At 73.9% G+C, this 18,336-nt stretch carries 19 protein-coding genes; 15 read left to right on the top strand and 4 right to left on the bottom strand.

The annotated features are described in order from the left end of the window. Window positions 1-16: 16 nt before the first annotated feature. The 6 genes from MET2598_RS0117335 (at window position 17) to MET2598_RS0117360 (ending at window position 6,467) form a co-directional block, all read left to right on the top strand. Window positions 17-298, top strand: coding sequence for a hypothetical protein (locus tag MET2598_RS0117335; protein WP_018261723.1), 282 nt, complete (start codon window positions 17-19; stop codon window positions 296-298). A gap of 71 nt (window positions 299-369) precedes the next feature. Further along, entirely contained in the window at window positions 370-753 is a 384-nt protein-coding gene (locus tag MET2598_RS0117340; protein WP_012331919.1) for a response regulator transcription factor, read from the top strand. Next, window positions 750-1,391, top strand: a complete 642-nt coding sequence (locus MET2598_RS0117345; protein ID WP_012331918.1) for a chemotaxis protein CheX — start codon at window positions 750-752, stop codon at window positions 1,389-1,391. The genes MET2598_RS0117340 and MET2598_RS0117345 overlap by 4 nt, the downstream gene beginning before the upstream one ends. A gap of 148 nt (window positions 1,392-1,539) precedes the next feature. Next, on the top strand, window positions 1,540-3,978 hold the full coding sequence (locus MET2598_RS0117350; RefSeq protein WP_026190788.1) for a PAS domain-containing protein: 2,439 nt from the start codon (window positions 1,540-1,542) through the stop codon (window positions 3,976-3,978). A 412-nt stretch (window positions 3,979-4,390) separates the two neighbouring features. Further along, complete coding sequence (gene tehA / locus MET2598_RS36775) at window positions 4,391-5,386, top strand: dicarboxylate transporter/tellurite-resistance protein TehA (protein WP_018261725.1); 996 nt, start codon at window positions 4,391-4,393, stop codon at window positions 5,384-5,386. Between the two features lie 205 nt (window positions 5,387-5,591). After that, on the top strand, window positions 5,592-6,467 hold the full coding sequence (locus MET2598_RS0117360; RefSeq protein WP_018261726.1) for a dienelactone hydrolase family protein: 876 nt from the start codon (window positions 5,592-5,594) through the stop codon (window positions 6,465-6,467). 31 nt (window positions 6,468-6,498) lie between these two features. Here MET2598_RS0117360 and MET2598_RS0117365 read toward each other — a convergent pair whose 3' ends face one another. Continuing rightward, window positions 6,499-6,711, bottom strand: a complete 213-nt coding sequence (locus tag MET2598_RS0117365; protein WP_012331914.1) for a hypothetical protein — start codon at window positions 6,709-6,711, stop codon at window positions 6,499-6,501. Between the two features lie 184 nt (window positions 6,712-6,895). Here MET2598_RS0117365 and MET2598_RS0117370 point away from each other — a divergent pair, with 184 nt between their 5' ends. From MET2598_RS0117370 to MET2598_RS0117380, 3 genes are all read left to right on the top strand, one after another. Next, entirely contained in the window at window positions 6,896-7,207 is a 312-nt protein-coding gene (locus MET2598_RS0117370; RefSeq protein WP_012331913.1) for a hypothetical protein, read from the top strand. Between the two features lie 120 nt (window positions 7,208-7,327). Then, complete coding sequence (locus MET2598_RS0117375; RefSeq protein ID WP_012331912.1) at window positions 7,328-7,519, top strand: hypothetical protein; 192 nt, start codon at window positions 7,328-7,330, stop codon at window positions 7,517-7,519. Between the two features lie 117 nt (window positions 7,520-7,636). Next, on the top strand, window positions 7,637-7,900 hold the full coding sequence (locus MET2598_RS0117380) for a hypothetical protein (RefSeq protein ID WP_012331911.1): 264 nt from the start codon (window positions 7,637-7,639) through the stop codon (window positions 7,898-7,900). Between the two features lie 7 nt (window positions 7,901-7,907). On the opposite strand, the gene MET2598_RS0117385 is transcribed toward MET2598_RS0117380, so the two are convergent. Beyond that, entirely contained in the window at window positions 7,908-8,510 is a 603-nt protein-coding gene (locus MET2598_RS0117385; RefSeq protein WP_018261727.1) for a regulatory protein RecX, read from the bottom strand. 24 nt (window positions 8,511-8,534) lie between these two features. On the opposite strand from MET2598_RS0117385, the gene MET2598_RS0117390 reads away from it, so the two are divergent. Next, complete coding sequence (locus MET2598_RS0117390) at window positions 8,535-9,926, top strand: TAXI family TRAP transporter solute-binding subunit (RefSeq protein WP_018261728.1); 1,392 nt, start codon at window positions 8,535-8,537, stop codon at window positions 9,924-9,926. A 12-nt stretch (window positions 9,927-9,938) separates the two neighbouring features. Here the strand turns inward: MET2598_RS0117390 and MET2598_RS0117395 are convergent, their stop codons facing one another. After that, window positions 9,939-11,366 (bottom strand): FAD-binding oxidoreductase, encoded by a 1,428-nt coding sequence (locus MET2598_RS0117395; protein WP_018261729.1) that lies wholly within the window; start codon window positions 11,364-11,366, stop codon window positions 9,939-9,941. Between the two features lie 405 nt (window positions 11,367-11,771). Here MET2598_RS0117395 and MET2598_RS0117400 point away from each other — a divergent pair, with 405 nt between their 5' ends. Then, complete coding sequence (locus MET2598_RS0117400) at window positions 11,772-12,326, top strand: thioesterase family protein (protein ID WP_012331907.1); 555 nt, start codon at window positions 11,772-11,774, stop codon at window positions 12,324-12,326. A 116-nt stretch (window positions 12,327-12,442) separates the two neighbouring features. Here the strand turns inward: MET2598_RS0117400 and MET2598_RS0117405 are convergent, their stop codons facing one another. Beyond that, window positions 12,443-14,446 carry a class I SAM-dependent methyltransferase gene (locus MET2598_RS0117405; RefSeq protein WP_018261730.1) on the bottom strand — a complete coding sequence of 668 codons (2,004 nt, stop codon included), beginning with the start codon at window positions 14,444-14,446 and terminating at the stop codon, window positions 12,443-12,445. 716 nt (window positions 14,447-15,162) lie between these two features. Between MET2598_RS0117405 and MET2598_RS0117410 the strand changes: the two genes are divergently transcribed. The 4 genes from MET2598_RS0117410 to MET2598_RS0117425 all read left to right on the top strand — a co-directional run bounded on the left by MET2598_RS0117410 (window position 15,163) and on the right by MET2598_RS0117425 (window position 18,290). Next, window positions 15,163-15,930, top strand: coding sequence for a heme-binding protein (locus MET2598_RS0117410; RefSeq protein ID WP_012331905.1), 768 nt, complete (start codon window positions 15,163-15,165; stop codon window positions 15,928-15,930). Between the two features lie 266 nt (window positions 15,931-16,196). Further along, window positions 16,197-16,673 carry a hypothetical protein gene (locus MET2598_RS0117415; RefSeq protein WP_026190789.1) on the top strand — a complete coding sequence of 159 codons (477 nt, stop codon included), beginning with the start codon at window positions 16,197-16,199 and terminating at the stop codon, window positions 16,671-16,673. Next, window positions 16,663-17,403, top strand: coding sequence for a prepilin-type N-terminal cleavage/methylation domain-containing protein (locus MET2598_RS0117420; RefSeq protein ID WP_012331903.1), 741 nt, complete (start codon window positions 16,663-16,665; stop codon window positions 17,401-17,403). Before MET2598_RS0117415 ends, MET2598_RS0117420 begins: the two co-directional genes overlap by 11 nt. Next, window positions 17,400-18,290 (top strand): type II secretion system protein GspK, encoded by an 891-nt coding sequence (locus MET2598_RS0117425; protein WP_018261733.1) that lies wholly within the window; start codon window positions 17,400-17,402, stop codon window positions 18,288-18,290. The genes MET2598_RS0117420 and MET2598_RS0117425 overlap by 4 nt, the downstream gene beginning before the upstream one ends. Window positions 18,291-18,336 lie beyond the last annotated feature (46 nt).

The following is an 18,336-nucleotide window of genomic DNA, read 5'->3' on the forward strand; positions in this document are numbered from 1 at the left end:
CGGAGAGGCGTGAGCGATGAGCGTCCAACCCGATCCCGACGACCCTGCCCTGATCCGCCTCGAAGGCCCCTGCCCGGTCGAGGAGGCGGAGACCCTCGCCGCGCTCCTCCTGGCGCGCCCGGGCGCGCGCGTCGACTGGACGGCCTGCACGCGACTCCACACCGCCGTGCTCCAGGTGCTCCTGCGCCTGCGGCCGCCGCTGCGCGGCCCCTGCGGTGATCCCCTGGTCGCCCGCTTCCTCGATCCCGGCCAATCGAGCCCGGACGAGGCCGCCCGGCCCGATTGCGGCTTCACCTGAGCGGATCGCGGGCGCATATACGCCGCTGACCGCTCGCATTGCCCGACGTCGCTCCCGCCTGTGATGACCCCATGTCCGTGACTGCCCTGATCGTCGACGACAGCAAGCTCGCCCGCCTCGTGGTGGCCAAGCTCCTGCGCCAGCTCCGGCCGGACTGGACGCTCGCCGAGGCGGGCAATGCCGAGGAGGCGGTCGCCCGGATGGAGGCGGAGCGGATCGACGTCGCCCTCCTCGACTTCAACATGCCGGGCCGGGACGGGCTCGACCTCGCCGCCGACCTGCGCGCGGCCCGGCCCGAGATGCCGATCGCGGTGATCTCGGCCAACATCCAGGACGAGGTCGTGGCGCGGGCGCGCAGCGTCGACGCCACCTTCCTGGCCAAGCCCCTGACCGAGGAATCCCTCGGCGGCTTCGTCTCGGGCGCCTCCCTGCGCCTGCGCAGGGGCGCTCCGTGAGCCCCGCGCCGGTCGAACTGACGCCGCTCCAGCAGGACGCCTTCACGGAACTCGTGAATATCGGGGTCAGCCGCGCCGCCGCGAGCCTGCGCAAGATGATCGGCGTGCAGGTGCTGCTCTCGGTGCCGTCGGTCGAGATCGTGTCGCGCCGCGACGCCGCCCGCCTCGTCGCCGAGCGCGAGGCGAGCGACCTCGTCGTGGTGCATCAGAGCTTCGCGGGCGCCTTCTCGGGGCGCGCCCTGCTGATCTTTCCCCAGGAGACCAGCCGCGAGCTCGTCCGCGCCGTCACGGGCGAGGAGCTCTCGGCCGAGGAGGTCGAGGCCCTGGAGGACGAGGCGCTGACCGAGACCGGCAACATCATCCTCAACGGCTGCCTCGCCACCATGGCGAACATGCTCCAGCGCACGCTGACCATGTCGCTGCCGGCGGTGATGCGGGGCGACGGACGCCAGATCTTCCGCCCCGGCGACGCGGCCGACGCGGACACGCTGGTGCTGTTCCTCTACATCAACTTCTCGGTCCGCGAGCGCGACATCCGGGGCTATATCGCGATGCTGATGGACCTGCCCTCGCTGGAGAACCTGAGGATTCTCATCGACGACTTCATCGTGCGGGCGATCGGCGAGACGGGGGAGTGATGGGCGTCGGGCGCGAGCGGCGGGCGGGCGCTCCGCCGCGGCCAGGGCCGGTCGCGCCAAGGCGCGGCATGCCAGGGCGCGGCATGCCAGGGCGCGGCATGCCAGGGCGCGGCATGCCAGGGCGCGGCATGCCAGGGCGCGGCAGGTCATGAGCGCAGAGCGGTGCGAGCCGCAGGGCGTGGCCGACCTCGCCGCGGCGGCGGCGGCCCTGCGCCGCCATGCCGGGCCGTTCTTCACCGTGCTGGAGCGGACGCGCCAGCCGATGATCTTCACGGACCCGCGGCTGCCCGACAACCCGATCGTCTTCGCCAACCCCGCCTTCCAGGCGCTCACCGGCTACGGGGAGGCGGACCTCGTCGGGCGCAACTGCCGCCTGCTGCAGGGTCCGGGCACCGACCCGCAGACCGTCGCCCGCATCCGGGCCGCGGTCGCGGAGGGCCGCGAGGCGCGGGTCGCGATCCTGAACTACCGCCGGGACGGCACCAGCTTCTGGAACGAGCTCTTCGTCTGCCCGGTCTTCGACGAGGCCGGCCGGCTGATCAACTTCTTCGCCTCGCAGATCGACGCCAGCCAGGCCCACGCGGCGCAATCCGCCCACGAGCGGCTCGGCGCCGCCGAGGCACGGCTCGCCGAGGTGCAGCGCCACCTCGCCCTCACGCTCTCGGCGGCCGGAATCGCCGGCACCTGGGACTGGGACATCCCGAACCGGCGCCTTCACGTCGACGAGCGCTTCGCGCTCCTCACCGGCCTTCCCCTGCCGGTCGACCCGGCGGGGGTGCCGACCGCATCCTTCTTCGCCAGCATCCACCCCCTCGACCGCGCCCGCATCCGCCTCGCGGTGAGCGGGATGCTCAACGGCGCCGAGGTGTTCGACAAGGAGTTCCGCCTGCGCACCCCGGACGGGGCGGTGCGCTGGGTCCACGCGCGCGGGCGCTGCCTGTACGGGGCGGACGAGACGCCGCTTCGCTTCACGGGCGTCCTCGTCGAGGTGACGGACCAGAAGCGCGTCGAGGAGCGCCTGCGCATCGCCCAGACGGCGGGCCGGGTCGGCGCCTTCGAGTACGTGCCGGGCTTCGCCACGGTGGCGGTCTCGCCGCAATTCTGCAGCCTGCTCGGCCTGATGCCGGCCGAGACGCTCGCCGTGAGCGCGGTCAACGCCCTCGTGGTCGAGGGTGATCCGGCGCTCCTCGATCCCGGCCTCTGCGAGGTCGGCGAACTGCCCCACGCGGAGATGCGGGTGCGCCTCGCCGACAGCGGCGAGACGCGCTGGCTCGCGCGGCGGGGCGAGGCGATCCGCGACAACGAGACCGCCGACCTGCGCCACGTCGGCGTGATCTACGACGTGACCGCGACCAAGCGGGCCGAGGTCGCGCTGCGCGAGCTCAACGACACGCTGGAGGCCAGGGTCCGCGAGGCGATCGCCGAGCGCGAGCAGGCCGAGGAGCAGCTGCGCCAATCGCAGAAGATGGAGGCGGTGGGGCAGCTCACGGGCGGCATCGCCCACGACTTCAACAACCTCCTCACCGGCATCGTGGGCTCCCTCGACCTGATGCAGACCCGGATCGCCGAGGGGCGCACCGAGAACCTGTCCCGCTACGCGGGCCTCGCCATGACCTCGGCCCAGCGCGCCGCCGCGCTGACCCACCGGCTCCTCGCCTTCTCGCGCCGGCAGCCCCTCGAATCGAGGCCGGTCGACGTGAACCGGCTGGTCAATTCGATGGACGAGCTGCTGCGCCGGACCCTCGGCGAGCAGGTCCGGCTGGAGATCGTGGTGGCGGGCGGCCTCTGGCTCACCCTGTGCGACCCGAACCAGCTGGAGAACGCGGTCCTCAACCTCGCGATCAACGCCCGCGACGCGATGCCGGACGGCGGGCGCCTGACCATCGAGACGGCCAATGCCCACCTGGACGAGGCCTACGCGGCGCGCGAGATCGGCGTCAGGGCCGGGCAATACGTCTGCATCGGGGTCAGCGACACCGGCACCGGCATGCCGCCCGACGTGATCGCCCGCGCCTTCGACCCGTTCTTCACGACGAAGCCGCTGGGCCAGGGCACGGGGCTCGGCCTGTCGATGATCTACGGCTTCGCCAAGCAATCCGAGGGCACCGTCAAGATCTACTCGGAGCCCGGCCAGGGCACGACGGTGAAGCTCTACCTGCCGCGCTACCGCGGCGAGATCGAGTCCGCGGGCGACCACCGCGGGGAGGCGCCGCGGGCCGAGCGCGGGGAGACCGTGCTGGTGGTGGAGGACGATGCCACGGTGCGCGCCCTGGTGACGGAGGTGCTGCAGGAACTCGGCTATCAGGCCCTCGAGGCGCCGGATGGGCCGGCGGGCCTGCGCGTCCTGCAATCCGACGCCCATGTCGACCTGCTGATCACCGATGTGGGCCTGCCCGGCATCAACGGCCGCCAGCTCGCCGATCAGGCCCGGCTGTCGCGCCCGCAGCTGAAGGTGCTGTTCATGACCGGCTACGCCGAGAACGCCGCCTTCGGCAACGGCCAGATCGCGCCCGGCATGCAGATGATCACCAAGCCCTTCGCGGTCGACGCGCTCGCCACCAGGATCCGGGCGATCTTCGAGACCTGATCCGACATCCGACGGATTGCTTCGCCATCTCCCATTTCGGCCATGCGATGTCGGCTTCGCTCAGGCGCCGCGCGGGCTTGGCAGACGCTCTCCGGACGTGATCGCCCGGACCGCGGATGGTCCGCGGCCGGGCGGCTTCAGTCAGGCCGCGAGCGCGTCGTGGCCGGCGAGGCTCTCGGTCAGGAAGCTGATGAGCGGCTGCACCCGGTCGTTCGACTTCCTGCTCGATCCGAGAAGAACTACCCGCTTTCCTTCTGGCGTTCAACGCCGCGCCGTGCGGCCGGCCCGGCAGGGTGCGGCGGCCTCCGGACGGGCCGGGGCCGCCCAGACCGCTGGCTGTCTGTTCGGCCTCTCGCCAACTCGAGGTTGATCTGGCAGCGTCCGCGCCGCCTCGCTTCGGCAGGAGAGTGTGATGGCCCGTTCGTTTCCGGCCGTTCCGGCCTCGTTCTTCGGCATGGTGCTGGGCCTCGTGGGGCTCGGGGCTGCGTGGCGGGCGGCCGCCCAGCTCTGGGGCGCCCCGTCCCTCGTCGGCGAGGCCGTGATGCTGCTCGGTGTGGCGGTCTGGGCCGCCGTGGCGGCGCTCTACGGGGCGAAGTGGCTGCGCGCCCGCCCGGCCGCCCTCGACGAGGCGCTGCACCCGGTCCAGTGCTGCTTCATCGGGCTCGCCGGGGTCTCGACCATGCTGGTCGCCCTGGCCGCCCTCCCGTACGCGCGGCCCCTCGCCTTCGTGCTGTTCGGGCTCGGCGGCCTGTTCACGCTCGGCTTCGCGGTCTGGCGCACGGGGGGCCTCTGGCAGGGCGGGCGCGACGTCGCCGCGACGACCCCGGTCCTCTACCTGCCGACCGTGGCGGGCGGCTTCGTCACGGCGGCGGCCGCCTCGGCCTTCGGCCTGCACGACCTCGCGCAGCTCGCCTTCGGGGCGGCGCTGCTGTCGTGGCTGGCGATCGAATCGGTGCTGCTGCACCGGCTCTACACCGGCCCGACCCTCGGCGCGGCCCTGCGCCCGACGCTGGGCATCCAGCTCGCGCCGCCGGCGGTCGGGGGCGTCGCCTTCCTGAGCCTCGGGGGCGATCCGGCCGGGCCGGTGGCGCTGGGGCTGTTCGGCTACGGCCTGCTGCAGGGATTGGTGATGCTGCGGCTCGTCCCCTTCCTGCGCGGGCAGGGCTTCTCCCCGGCCTTCTGGAGCTTCTCGTTCGGCGCGACGGCGCTGGCGTCCCTCGGCCTGCGGATCGGCGCGACCGGGCAGGCGCCCGCGGTCGCGGCTCTGGCGCCGCCGGTCTTCCTCGGCGCCAATCTGCTCGTCGGCTGGCTGGTGCTCGGGACGCTGCGGCTCCTGGCGGCGGGCCGGCTCGTCGCGGCGCCGGCCCCGCCGCCCCCGGCCGAGCCGCTGCTGCCGCAGGCGCGCTGACCCGAGGACGGACCGGCCCCGCCGCCTCCGCCACGGCTCGCGCATCATGCGCCGAAGCGGTCACCGCTTCGGCGGCGAACCGAAGGACCGCGTCAGCGAAGAATGATGCGACACCAAGTGGCGAGGTAGAATTGCACGGCGCAATTCCGCCTCGCTTCGCGGCGCGGGCGGCGCCGCCCGTCCCGCTGTCTTGAGGGGAATCCCGATGAGCATCTTCGAGCCCGATCTGCGCAGCCTCGCGGGCGAGACCCGGCCGTCTCGCCGTGCCGTGATGGTGACGAGCCTCGCCACCGGCTTCGCGCTGGCCGCGCAGCCCATCGCCGCGCAGACCGCCATCGCCACCGACGCGAACGGCCTCACCGCCGGCCAGGTGAAGGTCCCGACGCAGGATGGCGCGATCCCGGCCTACCGGGCGATGCCGGCGAGCGGCGGCCCCTTCCCGGTCGTGCTGGTGGTCCAGGAGATCTTCGGCGTCCACGAGCACATCAAGGATGTCTGCCGCCGCCTCGCCAAGCTCGGCTTCTACGCGGTGGCGCCGGAACTCTACGCCCGGCAGGGCGACGTCTCGGGCATGACCGACATCCAGGCGATCGTCCGCGACGTGGTCGCGAAGGTGCCGGACGCGCAGGTGCTCGGCGACCTCGACGCGACGGTCGCCTTCGCCAAGGAATCCGGGCAGGCCGACACGGCGCGGCTCGGGATCACCGGCTTCTGCTGGGGCGGGCGCATCGTCTGGCTCTACGCGGCGCACAACCCCGCCCTGAAGGCCGGCGTCGCCTGGTACGGGCGGCTCGCGGGCGCCGCCACGCCGCTGCAGCCGAAGAACCCGCTCGACCTCGTGACCGCGCTGAAGGCGCCGGTGCTCGGCCTCTACGGCGGCGCCGACCCGGGCATCCCGGTGAGCACGGTCGACCAGATGCGGGAGGCCTGCCGGGCGGCGGGCAAGACCTGCGATCTCGTGGTCTATCCCGACACCCCCCACGCCTTCAACGCCGATTACCGGCCGAGCTACCGTCCCGGGCCGGCCCGGGACGGCTGGCAGCGGCTGCAGGCCTGGTTCCGGCAGCACGGCGTGGCCTAAGGATAAGGGACGGCCCCTCCGCCCGGGCCTCTCAGGCGGCCGCGTCGGACCCGGCGCGGCCCGCCTCCGCCCGGCCCGGCCCGGCGCCGCTCCGGCCGGCCGCGAGCGCGACCTGGTCGGGCACGTCCTCCTCGGAGCCCCACCAGATCGTCTCGCCGCTGCTCATCCGCGCGTAGCGGGCGAGCCCGTAGGTGCCGATCTCGACGATTCGTCCGGGCGCGCGCGCCCTCCCGGTAGCTGCCATCGCCAGGTCTCCGTCTCCACGATCCGCCTACAAACGACGGGACGGGCCCGCGGGTTCGACGCGGGATGCGGCGTCCCGGCGCGGGCGCGATCGGTGCGCTGGCGCACCGACCTCGCGCGCACGGTCATGGCCGGGTCACACCCTGTCCTCATGTCAGCCCTGGCGCATACCGGACGAGGTGGGAATGAGCACCGTCATCACCGATCTCGTGGCGGAGGCGATCCGGGAGGTGGACGCGCAGTTCGTCATTCCCTACGGGATCGAGCCCCGCGACGCGCAGGCGCTCGCCCGCGCGGCCATCGCCGCCTACGGCGACGCGCTGGCCTCGGCCGGCCTCGCGATCGTGCCGCTCGCCGCCGCCGAGACGCTGCGGGCGCAGGACGCGCGGTCGCACGAGGCCCGCGCCCAGACCCGCGAGGGCCGGCAGGTCGCGGGCCGCGCGATCCTCAACGCGCGCCTGCGCCCCTACCGCTCCCTCGTCAGCCGCCGGGGCTGAGCGGGGTCCCTTTTTCCCGGGCCGGCCCTAAACTACCACGCCGGCCGGGCGGCCAAGGAGGGAGCGCGCAGCAGAGGGCGCCGGGCCGCGCGGCCCGCGCCCCGCCGAAGAGGATGCGTCATGCTCTCGAGCCTCCGGTGCGCACTCGCCCTCACCGCTTCCCTGCTCGCCGCCGGGCCCGGTCCCGCCGCGGCGCAGGCCTCCTCCTGCCCGCCGGGCTACAAGGTCGCGGCCGGGGCCTGCGTGCGCAGCTGCCCGGGCGGCTTCGAGGATACCGGGCGGGCCTGCGTCTTCCGCAGCATGGGGCGCTGATCCGCCCCGTGCGCCAGCGCAGGGACGCGGCGCCCGGCCCACGCAATCCTGCTGCAACGCAACTCGGGCAGGAGCTGGCGGGCCGGCGGGGACCGGCGGCATCCGTCAGGAGGGCTGATGACGGGCAACGAGATTCCGACGCTGGGCGAGCTGTTCCGGGTCCGGGCTGTCACCGATGGCGAATTGAGCGCCGCCGTGACGTCCTTCTTCGCCGATCCGCGGCCCGGTCCGCGCGAGATCGCCCGCGGCATCCGCCTCGACATTGCGGCGGCGGTGGCGGCGCACGAATGGGCCTGCCGCGTGGTCGCCGACGAGGCGATCGTCGCGACGGCGCGGCGCAACGCCGTGCGCGCGGCGATCCTGCGGGCCCGCCCGCTCTGACCCGCGCTCACGGGGCCGGCTCGTCCTCCTCGTCGACGATGCGGCGGGCGAGGGCCGGCGCGAAACCCGCCCGCGCCAGCGCGGCGATGTCGCGCTGACGCGCCTCGACCCGGTCCTGAGATCGCCGCCAGGGCCCGAGCCGCCGCCGCCGCGCATAGGCGCGCGCCGCCGCTTCCTCGTCCTCCTCGGGGCCTTCCTGCCCCTCGCCCGCATGCGCGGCCAGGGCCGCCCGCACCGTGTCGCGGTCGACCCCCTTGGCGGCGAGCTTGGCCTGGATCGCCCGGGCGGAGCCGCCGCGGCGGCGCAGGCTGCGGACCTTGGCATCCGCGAAGGAGGCGTCGTCGACGAGCCCGGCCCGCCCGGCCCGCGCCACCACCGCCTCCACCATCGCGGCGAAATCCTCCGGCGCCTCGCCCCGCAGCCGGCAGCGCGCCTCCGCGCGCCGCAGCAGCACCCGCCGCAGCATCTCCGTCGAGGCGCCGTAGCGCTCCAGGTAGGCCAGGGCCGCGCGCTCCAGGGAGGCCGGGGTGATCGGCCGCGCCGTCTTTCCGCCATCCCGGTCGGCATCCTGGCCGGGAGCAGGGATCGCGCGGGGCTCGTCCGGGTTCATAGGGCGCATCCGTTGCGAGGAGCGATGCCCACGATACTGCACAGGCGCGATATCCTCTTCCTGACGGTCGGCCTCCTGCTGGTGGCCGTGACCGCCCTCGCCTTCGTCCTCACCCGCCCGACGACGCTGCGGGTCGCGGTCGGGCCGCGCGACGGCGTCGAGGCCCGGCTGATCGCGGCCTACGCGGAGGCGCTCGCCCGCGGCCAGGAGGATATACGCCTCAAGGTCGTGCCCTACGACGACGTGCGCGACAGCGCCGCGGCCCTGCAGGAGGGGCGCGCCGACCTCGCGGTGGTGCGGCCGGACGTGAAGCTGCCCGAGAACGGGCTCACGCTCGCGGTGCTGCACGACGAGGCGCTGATCATCGCCGCTCCCGCGGGCGCCGGCCTCGGCGAGCTCCCCGAACTCACCGGCAAGCGCCTCGGCCTCGTCGCCCGGCACGGCGCCGACCTGCCCTTCATGGCCAGCCTCCTCACCTATTACGACCTCGCCCAGGCTCCGGCGGAGCGGGCCGGCGTGCCCGGGACCGTGGCGCTGGTGCCCCTGCGGGCCGAGGAGGTGACGGCGGCGCTGACGGGCGGGCGCATCGACGCGGTCGCGGTGATCGCCGCCCCGTCCTCGCGCTGGGCGGGGCACGTGGTCCGGGCCGTGGAGGCCGCCTCGCCGGAGCACCGCGCGAGCTTCGTCGCGGTGCCGGACGGCGAGGCGATCCTCCAGCGCCTGCCCGAACTGCAGAGCGTGACCATCCCGGCCGGCACCTTCGGGGGACGCCCCAAGCGCCCCGACGAGGAGGTGCGCACGGTCGGCGCCTCCTACCGGCTGATGGCGCGGGCCTCCCTCGACCGGGACACCGCCGCGCGGGTGACCCAGCACCTGTTCGAGCTGCGCTCCCGGCTCGCGGCCCGCACCACGACCGCGAACCTCGTCAAGGCGCCGGATTTCGACAGTTCCGTCGCGGCGACGAGCGCGCGGCTCCCCAACCACCCGGGGGCGGTGGATTACTTCGAGCGCGAGCAGCAGACCTTCCTGCAGCGCTACGAGGACCTGATCTACCTCGTGGCCTTCTTCGGGGGCGGGCTGGGCTCGGCCGGGGCCTGGATCGGCCAGCGGCTGGCGCGGGAGAAGCGGGCGCGCGTCGACGCCGTGCTCGACCGGCTGCTCGGCATCCTGAGGGAGGCCCGCACCGCCCCTGACCCGGCCGCGCTCGACGCGCTCGCGGTCGAGATCGACGGGCTCGTGGTCGACGTGGTCGGGCATGCCCGCGCCCACGACACCGACATCCGCACGATGAGCGCGCTGATCCTGGCGGTGGACGCGGCCCGGGCGGCCATCGCCGATTGCCGGGGCGCGCGGGGCGAGGAGGCGCCGCGCGAGCGGGCCGCGCGGGTGCTGAGCCTGCACGCCCCGGGCGGGTAGGCGGGCCGCCGCTTAGAGGGGGAGGACCTTGCCCGGATTCATGATGTTGTCCGGGTCGATCGTCCGCTTGAGGCCGCGCATCAGGGCGAGGGCCGGGGCGCCGTGCTCGATCTCCATGAAGCGCATCTTCTTCTGGCCGATGCCGTGCTCGCCCGTGCAGGTGCCCTCCATGGCGATCGCCCGGGCGACGAGGCGCTCGATGAAGCCCGTCACGCGGGCGATCTCGTCGGCATCGTCCATCATCACCAGCGGCGAGGTGTGGAAGTTGCCGTCCCCGACATGGCCGGCGATCGGCGCGATGATCCCGCTCTCGACGATGTCCCGCTTGGTCGCGTCGACGCATTCGGCGAGGCGCGAGATCGGTACGCAGACGTCGGTGGCGATCACCTTGGCGCCGGGGCGCATCCCGCTCGCGGCCCAGTAGACGTCGTGCCGGGCCTGCCAGAGGCGCGAGCGCTCCTCGGCCTTCGTCGCCCACTCGTAGGGGCCGCCGTCGAACTCGGCCGCGATCTCGCCGAAGCGCTCGGCCTGCTCGGCGACGCCGGCCTCCGAGCCGTGGAACTCCACGAGGAGCAGCGGCGTCTCGGGCAGCGAGAGCTTCGAGTAGGCGTTGCAGGCCGCCACCTGCACCTCGTCGAGGAGTTCGATCCGCGCCACCGGCAGCCCGGACTGGATGGTCAGGATCACCGCGTCGCAGGCGGCCTTGATGGTCGGGAAGGGGCAGATCCCCGCCGAGATCGCCTCCGGGATGCCCGAGAGCCGCAGCGTCAGCTCCGTGATGATGCCGAGCGTGCCCTCCGAACCCACGAGCAGGCGGGTGAGGTCGTAGCCGGCCGAGCTCTTGCGCGCCCGCGAGCCGGTGCGCAGGATCTCGCCGTTCGGCAGCACCGCGGTCAGCGCCAGGACGTTGTCCTTCATGGTGCCGTAGCGCACCGCGTTGGTGCCCGAGGCCCGCGTCGCCGCCATGCCGCCCAGGGAGGCGTCCGCGCCGGGATCGATCGGGAAGAACAGCCCCTGGTCGCGCAGGTGCTCGTTCAGCGCCTTGCGGGTGACGCCCGGCTGCACCACGCAGTCGAGATCCTCCGCGTGCACGGCCAGCACCCGGTTCATGCCCGAGAGGTCGACCGAGACGCCGCCGTAGGGGGCGTTCACGTGGCCCTCCAGCGAGGTGCCGGTGCCGAAGGCGACGACCGGCATGCGGTGGGCCGCGCAGACCCGCACGACCGCCTGCACCTCCTCGGTGCTGTCGACGAACACGACCGCGTCCGGCGGCTGGTTCGGCACCCAGGTCAGGGTGCTGCCGTGCTGCTCGCGCACCGCCTGGGAGGTGACGAGGCGGTTGCCGAACTGCGCCGCCAGCGCCGCCGTGACGGCCGCCACGGTCTCCGGGCTCGGGCGCTCGCGCAGCGCGGGCAGGGGGGCGGGGCTCGCGGCGTTCATGCTCGTCTCCCTCATGGCTCTCCGGACGCGGCCGGCGCGCCCGGTCCGGTCCCCGGGCCTCGATTCTTCCAAAGCCCTCTACGCGCCCTTCATCCCGGTGTCATACGAAATCCCGCCGGGGGACCTGCCGGGGGCTTGCCGGGGGACCTGCCGGGGGCTTGCCGGGGGACCTGCCGGGGGCTTGCCGGGGGACCTGCCGGGGGCTTGCCGGCCGCGAACCCATCCCGCTGCTTTTGCGGCGGAATGTCGCGCCTGCTGATTTGTTGTGCAAATATCACGGTCAAGTCTTTGAGGGCCGGCTTGGCCGCATCGGCCCCCTCCTCCTGGGGGGTAGACCTTTTGGCCGAGCGTGCTACCTCGGGTGACGCTGTCCCGAGATCCCGCCGCGCTTGCCAGGAGTCCGCCATGGCAGACGAGCGTTCCGCATCGGTATTCTTCTTCGCGCCATTCGTCTCGTCGACGATGCCGATCGAACCGGCCTGGATCGACTATAACGGCCATCTCAACATGGCCTACTACCACGTGATCTTCGATCGCGCGGTCGACGAGGCCTTCGAAATCGTCGGGCTCGGGCCCGAATATATCGCGGAGCGCGGCGCCACCTACTTCGCCGCCGAGGTTCACGTGCGCTATCGGCGGGAGCTGACGGCGGACGACCGGGTGCGCGTGACGCTGCAGCTGGTCGATTTCGACGAGAAGCGCCTGCACTTCTACCTGGAGATCCGCCACGCCCAGGAGGGCTGGGTGGCGGCGTCGTCCGAGAACATGGCGCTGCACGTCGACGCGACGAGCCGCCGGGTGACGCCCTTCCCGCCCGACATCCTCGCCAACCTCGCGGTGATGCGGGCGTGCCACGCCCGGCTGCCGCGGCCGGAGGATCTAGGCCGGGTGATCGGCATCCCGCGCCGCGCCCGGCGGGACGGGGACGCGGTCGCGGTCCTGGCCGGCGCGCGGCACTGAGCGGGCGCCCGCGGCGAGAGCGTTCTCCGACGACGTGGATGCCGGTCCGTCGGAGACAACACGGCAGCATGACGGACCGAGAGCAGCCCCCGAGTGCGGCGTGATCGGGCGCTGCTCTAGTCCGGGCCGAAGGCGGCGTTGGTCGGCGCCGTGCGGTGCGCCACCAGCGTGGTGCAGTCCCGCGGCCGGCCGGCATGGATCAGGCGGTGGCGATGCAGCGCCGCGTCCGCGAAGCCCAGGACGGCGAGCATCTCGCGGATCGTCCCCGGGGCGAGGCGCCACCAGGATTCCCAGCGGTCGGGCCGCGAGGCCCGGGGCAGGAAGGCCGGCGGCCGGTCCGGGGACCCGAAGGGCCAGCGGCGCCGGGGGGCGACCTCGATCACGATCAGGCTGTCGCGCGCGATCCGGGCGGCGGCGTGCAGCGCCCGGAACGGGTCGCGCAGGTGGGGCAGCACGCTGCCGAGGAGCGCGACGTCGACGGGGCCGACCTCGGCCGGGATGGCGTAGGCCGTGCCCTGCACGTAGCGCGCCCGCGATCCCAGGGCCCGGTGCGACAGCCAATAGGCCCGCCGGATCGCGTCGAGGTGCCGCCCGAGGAGGTCGAGGGCCGCGTCGCCGTCGAGTTCCGGGAAGGGAACGACGTCCCAGTGCCGGGCGCCCGGGATGTCCAGCGAGACGATCTCGGCCCCGCGCGCCTCCAGCTCGAAGCTGAGGAAGCCGCTGGCGCAGCCGATGTCGAGCACCCGCTTTCCCGCGACGTCGACGTGGCCGAGGCAGGATTCGACGCGGCCCCGCGCGTCCCACTCGCCCCGCATCAGGCCGTGGCCGGGCAGCTCGATCGTGTGCGTGAAGAAGCAGTCCTGCGGGCTGTCGACCCGCAGGGGCGCCGCGACCGGGCCGCCCGGACGCGGGGCGGAGAGGTCGCAGGCGGGATGGACCAGGGCCTCCACGAGGGCGCCGATCCGCCCGCCCGCCGGCAGCGGCGCCCCGCCGCCGACCCGCAGGTGGCGCAAGCAGGCCGAGCCCCCGGCCGCGCCGCCATCCGCGGCGCGGGCGGCCGCGAAGCGGACCTCGCGCGGCCCCGTCGCCTCCGGGGGGCCGAGGCGCTCCCAGCGGACGCCGTCCACAGACCCGTAGGCCTCGAGACCCGGCCCGAGGGGGGCCGGCGCCGTGAAGGTGACGGCCCGCAGGTCGCGGATCTCGCCCAGGTCGATCTCGGCCGGGGCGCGCCCGGCCGGGTCCCGGCCCTGCCGGCCGAGCCCCGCCACGTCGCGCAGCTCCCTGCGCATGCCCTGGTCCGCCGCCCAGGCGTAGAAGGCCCGCAGCGCCGCCTCGTAGGAGGTGTCGGGCGGGAGCTGCCGCTGCGCGTGGCGGGCGAACTCGAAGTAGGTCTGCCGGTCGATCACCGTGTCGTGGAAGTGCAGGAGCGTCCGGTCGAACCGCAGGCCGAGCGTCTCGGCCACCGGGTCCAGGATCAGCCGGTAGCTGTCGGCGCCGATCGCGTCGTTCGGCAGCAGGCCGATCGCGTCCGACAGGCCGAGCCAGCGCAGGATCCGCCGGCACAGTTCGAGGAAGAACAGCGAAGTCGGATGGAAGTGTTCCGTGAACAGGTTGTCGCTGCGGTAATTATTCACGAAGTAATCGAACATCGGGATCTCCGAGAGCGCGTCGACCTCCCGGAAGGTGTCGAGGGCGCGATCGAAGTGCTGGAATGTCCAGGTCCGACCGGGATCATGCGCGATGTACTCGGCGAAGCTGCGGCCCGGCGCGTCGTCCGGCGGGAATTTCAGCCAGTTCGAGAAGGGTTCGAGCGGGATCGGCCAGAACCCGTTGCAGCGCCAGAACTCGAGCGGCAGGAAGGCGCAGCCCTTCCCGGTGAGCGCCCGCAGGGCCTCGTTGCGCAGCCACGGGATGCTCTTGACGTTCTGGCAGATGACGACGTCGGCGGCGGCCACCGCCGCCTCGATGGCCGCGCGGGCCGCGGCGTCGTCGGCGCTCAGGTAGGTGACGAAGGTGGTGATCTCGTACTGCTCGCGGATGACGGGGTGCGAGGCGAGGTAGCGTCCCACCTCCCGACCGTGGCAGTTCATCAGGATGACGAGGCTTCTCTTCACGGGCATCCCCCGGCCGGAGGGCCGTCTCGCACGCATGTCCGCCGGCCGCCGGACCCGCCGCCCGGACCGGGCGGCGGCCTCACCCGGGACGCGCAGGATTGCCGGGATACCGCCGGAGCGAGGCCGAGGCCAGACCGGCGGCGGCCGGATCGCTCGATCCGGCGGCGGCGCGCCGGCAGAGCGCTCCGGACCGCCCCTCGCCGTCGTCCAGTTCACTTCCTCGACAGATCGCGCCGCTGCCGACCGACAATCAAAGCTGAGTGGACGGCGCGGGATCACGGCCGCGTGATCTGGTGCCGCCGATTTCGCATCCTGAACGAAGGCTGTTTATCAGCCAATCTCCGGGAATCCACCGGGAATCAGCAGCTTGCGTCAGGCCCGCAGCTGAAATTCATGTTCACGAATAATTAATAAGCAAATCGACTACAACATCTCCGAGTCATGCGGCTTTGTTGCTACGTTGCAACACTTGGCTTCGACTTTTGCGGGCCAGGACCCGCCCGATCCTGTCCGATCCGGCTTGGAAAAGGGTTAACATGCCTCAACCATTGCGGTTTTTCGGTCAGGGCGGCGCCCGGGCGGCTCCGGCGCGACCTGCGCTCCATCAGTCGAGGCGTATGGATTTCGGCTCGGGAAACGAGGATGCATTGGTGCTGCCAAGCTAGAGCGTTCGCTGCGGGCGCAACTCTGCTCATCAGCTGGCAAAATAGGGGACGCGACACATGACAAAGAGCACTCTGCACGGAGTGACTGCCGCGCTGGCCGGAACGCTGCTCGGGGCGCTCGCCTGGGGGCAGGAGGCGCGGGCGCAGGCCGCTCCGACCCTGAACACGCTGCAGTCGCCCTGCCCGGTCGAGCAGGCGCAGCTGGAATCGGCGGTGCGCCAGGCGGCGGCGGCGGATTCCACCGGCCTCGACAACGATTTCTGGGCGGTGGTGGTGAACCTGACCGGCCAGGTCTGCGCGGTGGCGAAGTCCGGGCCGTTCCAGGAATCGCAGTGGCTGGGCAGCCGCCAGATCGCGGCCGCGAAGGCCTACACGGCGAATGCCTTCAGCCTCAACCTGCCCAAGGGCCCGCTCTCGACGGCCCAGCTCTACGGCTTCGTGCAGCCGGCCCCGAGCGGCGGCAACCCGCTCTTCGGGCTCGAGGGCGGCAACGTCGAGAGCAGCCTCGTCTACGCGGGCGACTACGCCAAGTTCGGCACCACGCAGGACCCGATGCTGACGCAGCGCGTCGGCGGCACGATCACCTTCGGCGGCGGCCTCGCGCTCTACAGCGGCCCGTTCCGCGTCGGCGGCCTCGGCCTGTCGGGCGACACGGCCTGCGCCGACCACTCGGTGGCGTGGCGCACCCGCCGGCTCCTCAACCTGCAGGGCCCGGAGACCGACAAGCTGACCTTCGTCAACAACGCGACGCCGGCCACCGGCGGCCATCCGCGCTGCCCGAACGACACCGGCACCCAGGGCGCGGTGTTCCCGCCGAACTCGTAAGGTCGGACGAGACCGGGGGCGGGCGCGGCCCGCTCCCGGCCAGAGCAGGATCCGATCGCGCCGCGATCGGATCCTGCCCGAAATTCTTGATCGTGCCGCATCGTCCGCGACGAACCGGCGGCCTATTCGTCGGCGAGTGTTCGTCGGCGAGTGTTCGTCGGCAAGTGCTTGAGCGGCCCGGCGCACCGCCGGGCTGGCGCCCGAGGCGCCGCCCGGGCAGGATCGCGGCCCCGCGCGGCCACCACCGGATGATCCCGATTCGCCCCATGCCCGCCCCCCGCCCGCCCGGCCGCGGACCCGCGCGGGAGAGAGCCGGCGGCTTCGTGCTGCTCGAACTCGCGCTGGCGCTCCTGATCCTGGCGCTGCTCGCCGCGCTCGCCCTGCCCCGCGCGCGGCCGTTCGACGGGCCGGCCCGCCTCGGGCTGAAGGCGCAGGAGATCGCCGCGCTGCTGCGGCGCGACCGGGACGCGGCCCTGCGCGGGCAGACGACGATCCGCACCGAGATCGACCTCGCGCGCCGCGCGGTGCGCTCGGGCGCGGCGAACGGCGAGGTGCCGGTGCCGACCGCCTACGCCCTGCGCGTCGCGGCCCGCGAGACGGCGATCCGCTTCCGGCCGGACGGCAGCGCCTCCGGCGGCACGGTCTTCCTCGCCGGGCCCGGCGGGGGCGGCCTCGCGGCCGTGGAGGTGGACGACCTCACGGGCGCCGTCACGGTGACGCGGGAGGGCCGCCATGGCCGCTGAGCGGAGGGCGCGGGGCGGCTTCTCGCTGGTCGAGGTGCTGGCGAGCCTCGCGGTCGCGGGGGCGGTCCTGGCCGCCCTCGCCTCGGCCGTCGCCCTCCTCACCCGTCAGGCCGAGCGGGTCGCGGCCGGGGCCGAGGCGCGCGAGCGCGCCGGGCGCAGCCTCGCCACCCTCGCGCGCGCCGTCGAGGGCGCGGCCCGCGCGCGCTGGGACGCCCCGCGCCGCGGCTTCGTCTTCGCCGGCACGCGCGACACGCTGGTCTTCGCCGCGCAGCGCCGGGAGGGCGCCGCCCTGCGCATCGTGGTGGTGCGGGCCGAGAGCGTCCCGGCGCCGGAGGGCGGGGCGCTGCTGTGGCGCGAGGGCGCCTTCGTCCCGTCGCTGCGGGACCTCGACGCGGTCGCCTTCGGGGAGGCGCGGCGCCTCTCGACCGGGGGGGCGCGGCTGCGCTTCGCCTACGTCACCCCCGGCACGCCGCGCCTGCCCGAGCTGCTGACCGACGAGTGGCCGGCCGAGGACGCCCTGCCCGAGGCGGTGCGCCTCGCCCTCACCGATCCGGCCTCGGGCGAGATCCGCGGGAGCCTGCGCGTGCCCCTGCGGGCCGCCGCCGAGCCCGGCTGCCTGTCGCCGCGCAAGGCCCTGTGCAGCCGCTTCGACGAGCGCAAGGCGCCCGAGGACGACGCGCCCTCCGTGGCCTCGATCCTCGGCGCCCTCCCCTACCAGGTGCGCCGATGAGGGGCGGCCGCGAGGGCTTCATCCTGGTGACGACGCTCGGCGTCCTGGCCCTGCTCGCGAGCCTCGCCGGGGGGGCGGCCCTCGTCACCCGCGGCAGCGTCGAGGGCGCCTGGACCGAGGGCGAGGTGCTGCGGCGCGACGCGCTGATCCGGGCCGGGATCGAGCTTGCCGCCCACCAGCTCCTCGGCCTGCGGCTCGCGCCCGACCGCATCGCCGGCGAGATCCGCCTCGACGACGGCACCGTGCGGATCGCGGCGCGCGACGAGAGCGGGCTCATCGACCTGAACTGGTCCGAGCCCGCCCTGCTGGCGGCGGCGGCCGCCGCCCTGCGCCTGCGCGGCCTGGCCCCGGCCGATTTCGCGGCCGCCGTGGTGGCGTGGCGCGGCCGCAACGAGCCCGCGCCCGCCGGGGCCGCCGCGGCGGCGCGCGCGGCCGCCGGGACGGCGCGCGCGGCCGCCGGGACGGCGGCCCCGGGGGCGCAGGCGGTCAAGCGCGACGGCTTCCGCGCGGTCGAGGACCTGCGCTGGCTCCCCGGCCTCACCGACGAGGACGTCGCGGCCCTGGCCGAGATCGTCACCGTGCACAATCCGTCCGGGAAGGTGAACGTGCTCGCCGCGCCCGATCCGGTGATCCTCGCCCTGCCGGAGGCGACGCCCCAGCTCGTCGCGGCGGCGGCGGCCCTGCGCCGGATGCCGGCCGAGCGGGCCGCCGGCGAGGTGCCGCGGCTGTTCGCGCGCCAGCAGGCCTATGTCGGCGCCAAGCCCGGCGGCGCCTTCCGGGTGCGCGTCGAGGCCCGGCGCGGCGCCACCACGGGCGCCGTCTCGGCAATCCTGATCCGCGCGCCCGCCGACGAGGCCCCGTACTTCATCACCGAGTGGCGCGAATGACCAGCACAAGGCGCTGCCCCGGCGCACCGGGACCGCCTGTGCTGCC

Origin of the sequence: Methylobacterium sp. WSM2598 (assembly GCF_000379105.1) — a bacterium.
Classification (GTDB): Bacteria; Pseudomonadota; Alphaproteobacteria; order Rhizobiales; family Beijerinckiaceae; genus Methylobacterium.

What these genes read in the sequence shown, in the direction of transcription:
- MET2598_RS0117415 (WP_026190789.1), top strand. Translation starts at nt 16,197, where the DNA reads ATGCCCGCCCCCCGCCCGCCCGGCCGCGGACCCGCGCGGGAGAGAGCC.
- MET2598_RS0117335 (WP_018261723.1), top strand. Translation starts at nt 17, where the DNA reads ATGAGCGTCCAACCCGATCCCGACGACCCTGCCCTGATCCGCCTCGAA.
- MET2598_RS0117360 (WP_018261726.1), top strand. Translation starts at nt 5,592, where the DNA reads ATGAGCATCTTCGAGCCCGATCTGCGCAGCCTCGCGGGCGAGACCCGG.
- MET2598_RS0117420 (WP_012331903.1), top strand. Translation starts at nt 16,663, where the DNA reads ATGGCCGCTGAGCGGAGGGCGCGGGGCGGCTTCTCGCTGGTCGAGGTG.
- MET2598_RS0117350 (WP_026190788.1), top strand. Translation starts at nt 1,540, where the DNA reads ATGAGCGCAGAGCGGTGCGAGCCGCAGGGCGTGGCCGACCTCGCCGCG.
- MET2598_RS0117405 (WP_018261730.1), bottom strand. Translation starts at nt 14,446, where the DNA reads ATGCCCGTGAAGAGAAGCCTCGTCATCCTGATGAACTGCCACGGTCGG.
- MET2598_RS0117340 (WP_012331919.1), top strand. Translation starts at nt 370, where the DNA reads ATGTCCGTGACTGCCCTGATCGTCGACGACAGCAAGCTCGCCCGCCTC.
- MET2598_RS0117375 (WP_012331912.1), top strand. Translation starts at nt 7,328, where the DNA reads ATGCTCTCGAGCCTCCGGTGCGCACTCGCCCTCACCGCTTCCCTGCTC.
- MET2598_RS0117395 (WP_018261729.1), bottom strand. Translation starts at nt 11,366, where the DNA reads ATGAACGCCGCGAGCCCCGCCCCCCTGCCCGCGCTGCGCGAGCGCCCG.
- MET2598_RS0117425 (WP_018261733.1), top strand. Translation starts at nt 17,400, where the DNA reads ATGAGGGGCGGCCGCGAGGGCTTCATCCTGGTGACGACGCTCGGCGTC.
- MET2598_RS0117380 (WP_012331911.1), top strand. Translation starts at nt 7,637, where the DNA reads ATGACGGGCAACGAGATTCCGACGCTGGGCGAGCTGTTCCGGGTCCGG.
- MET2598_RS0117390 (WP_018261728.1), top strand. Translation starts at nt 8,535, where the DNA reads ATGCCCACGATACTGCACAGGCGCGATATCCTCTTCCTGACGGTCGGC.
- tehA (WP_018261725.1), top strand. Translation starts at nt 4,391, where the DNA reads ATGGCCCGTTCGTTTCCGGCCGTTCCGGCCTCGTTCTTCGGCATGGTG.
- MET2598_RS0117370 (WP_012331913.1), top strand. Translation starts at nt 6,896, where the DNA reads ATGAGCACCGTCATCACCGATCTCGTGGCGGAGGCGATCCGGGAGGTG.
- MET2598_RS0117400 (WP_012331907.1), top strand. Translation starts at nt 11,772, where the DNA reads ATGGCAGACGAGCGTTCCGCATCGGTATTCTTCTTCGCGCCATTCGTC.
- MET2598_RS0117385 (WP_018261727.1), bottom strand. Translation starts at nt 8,510, where the DNA reads ATGAACCCGGACGAGCCCCGCGCGATCCCTGCTCCCGGCCAGGATGCC.
- MET2598_RS0117365 (WP_012331914.1), bottom strand. Translation starts at nt 6,711, where the DNA reads ATGGCAGCTACCGGGAGGGCGCGCGCGCCCGGACGAATCGTCGAGATC.
- MET2598_RS0117410 (WP_012331905.1), top strand. Translation starts at nt 15,163, where the DNA reads ATGACAAAGAGCACTCTGCACGGAGTGACTGCCGCGCTGGCCGGAACG.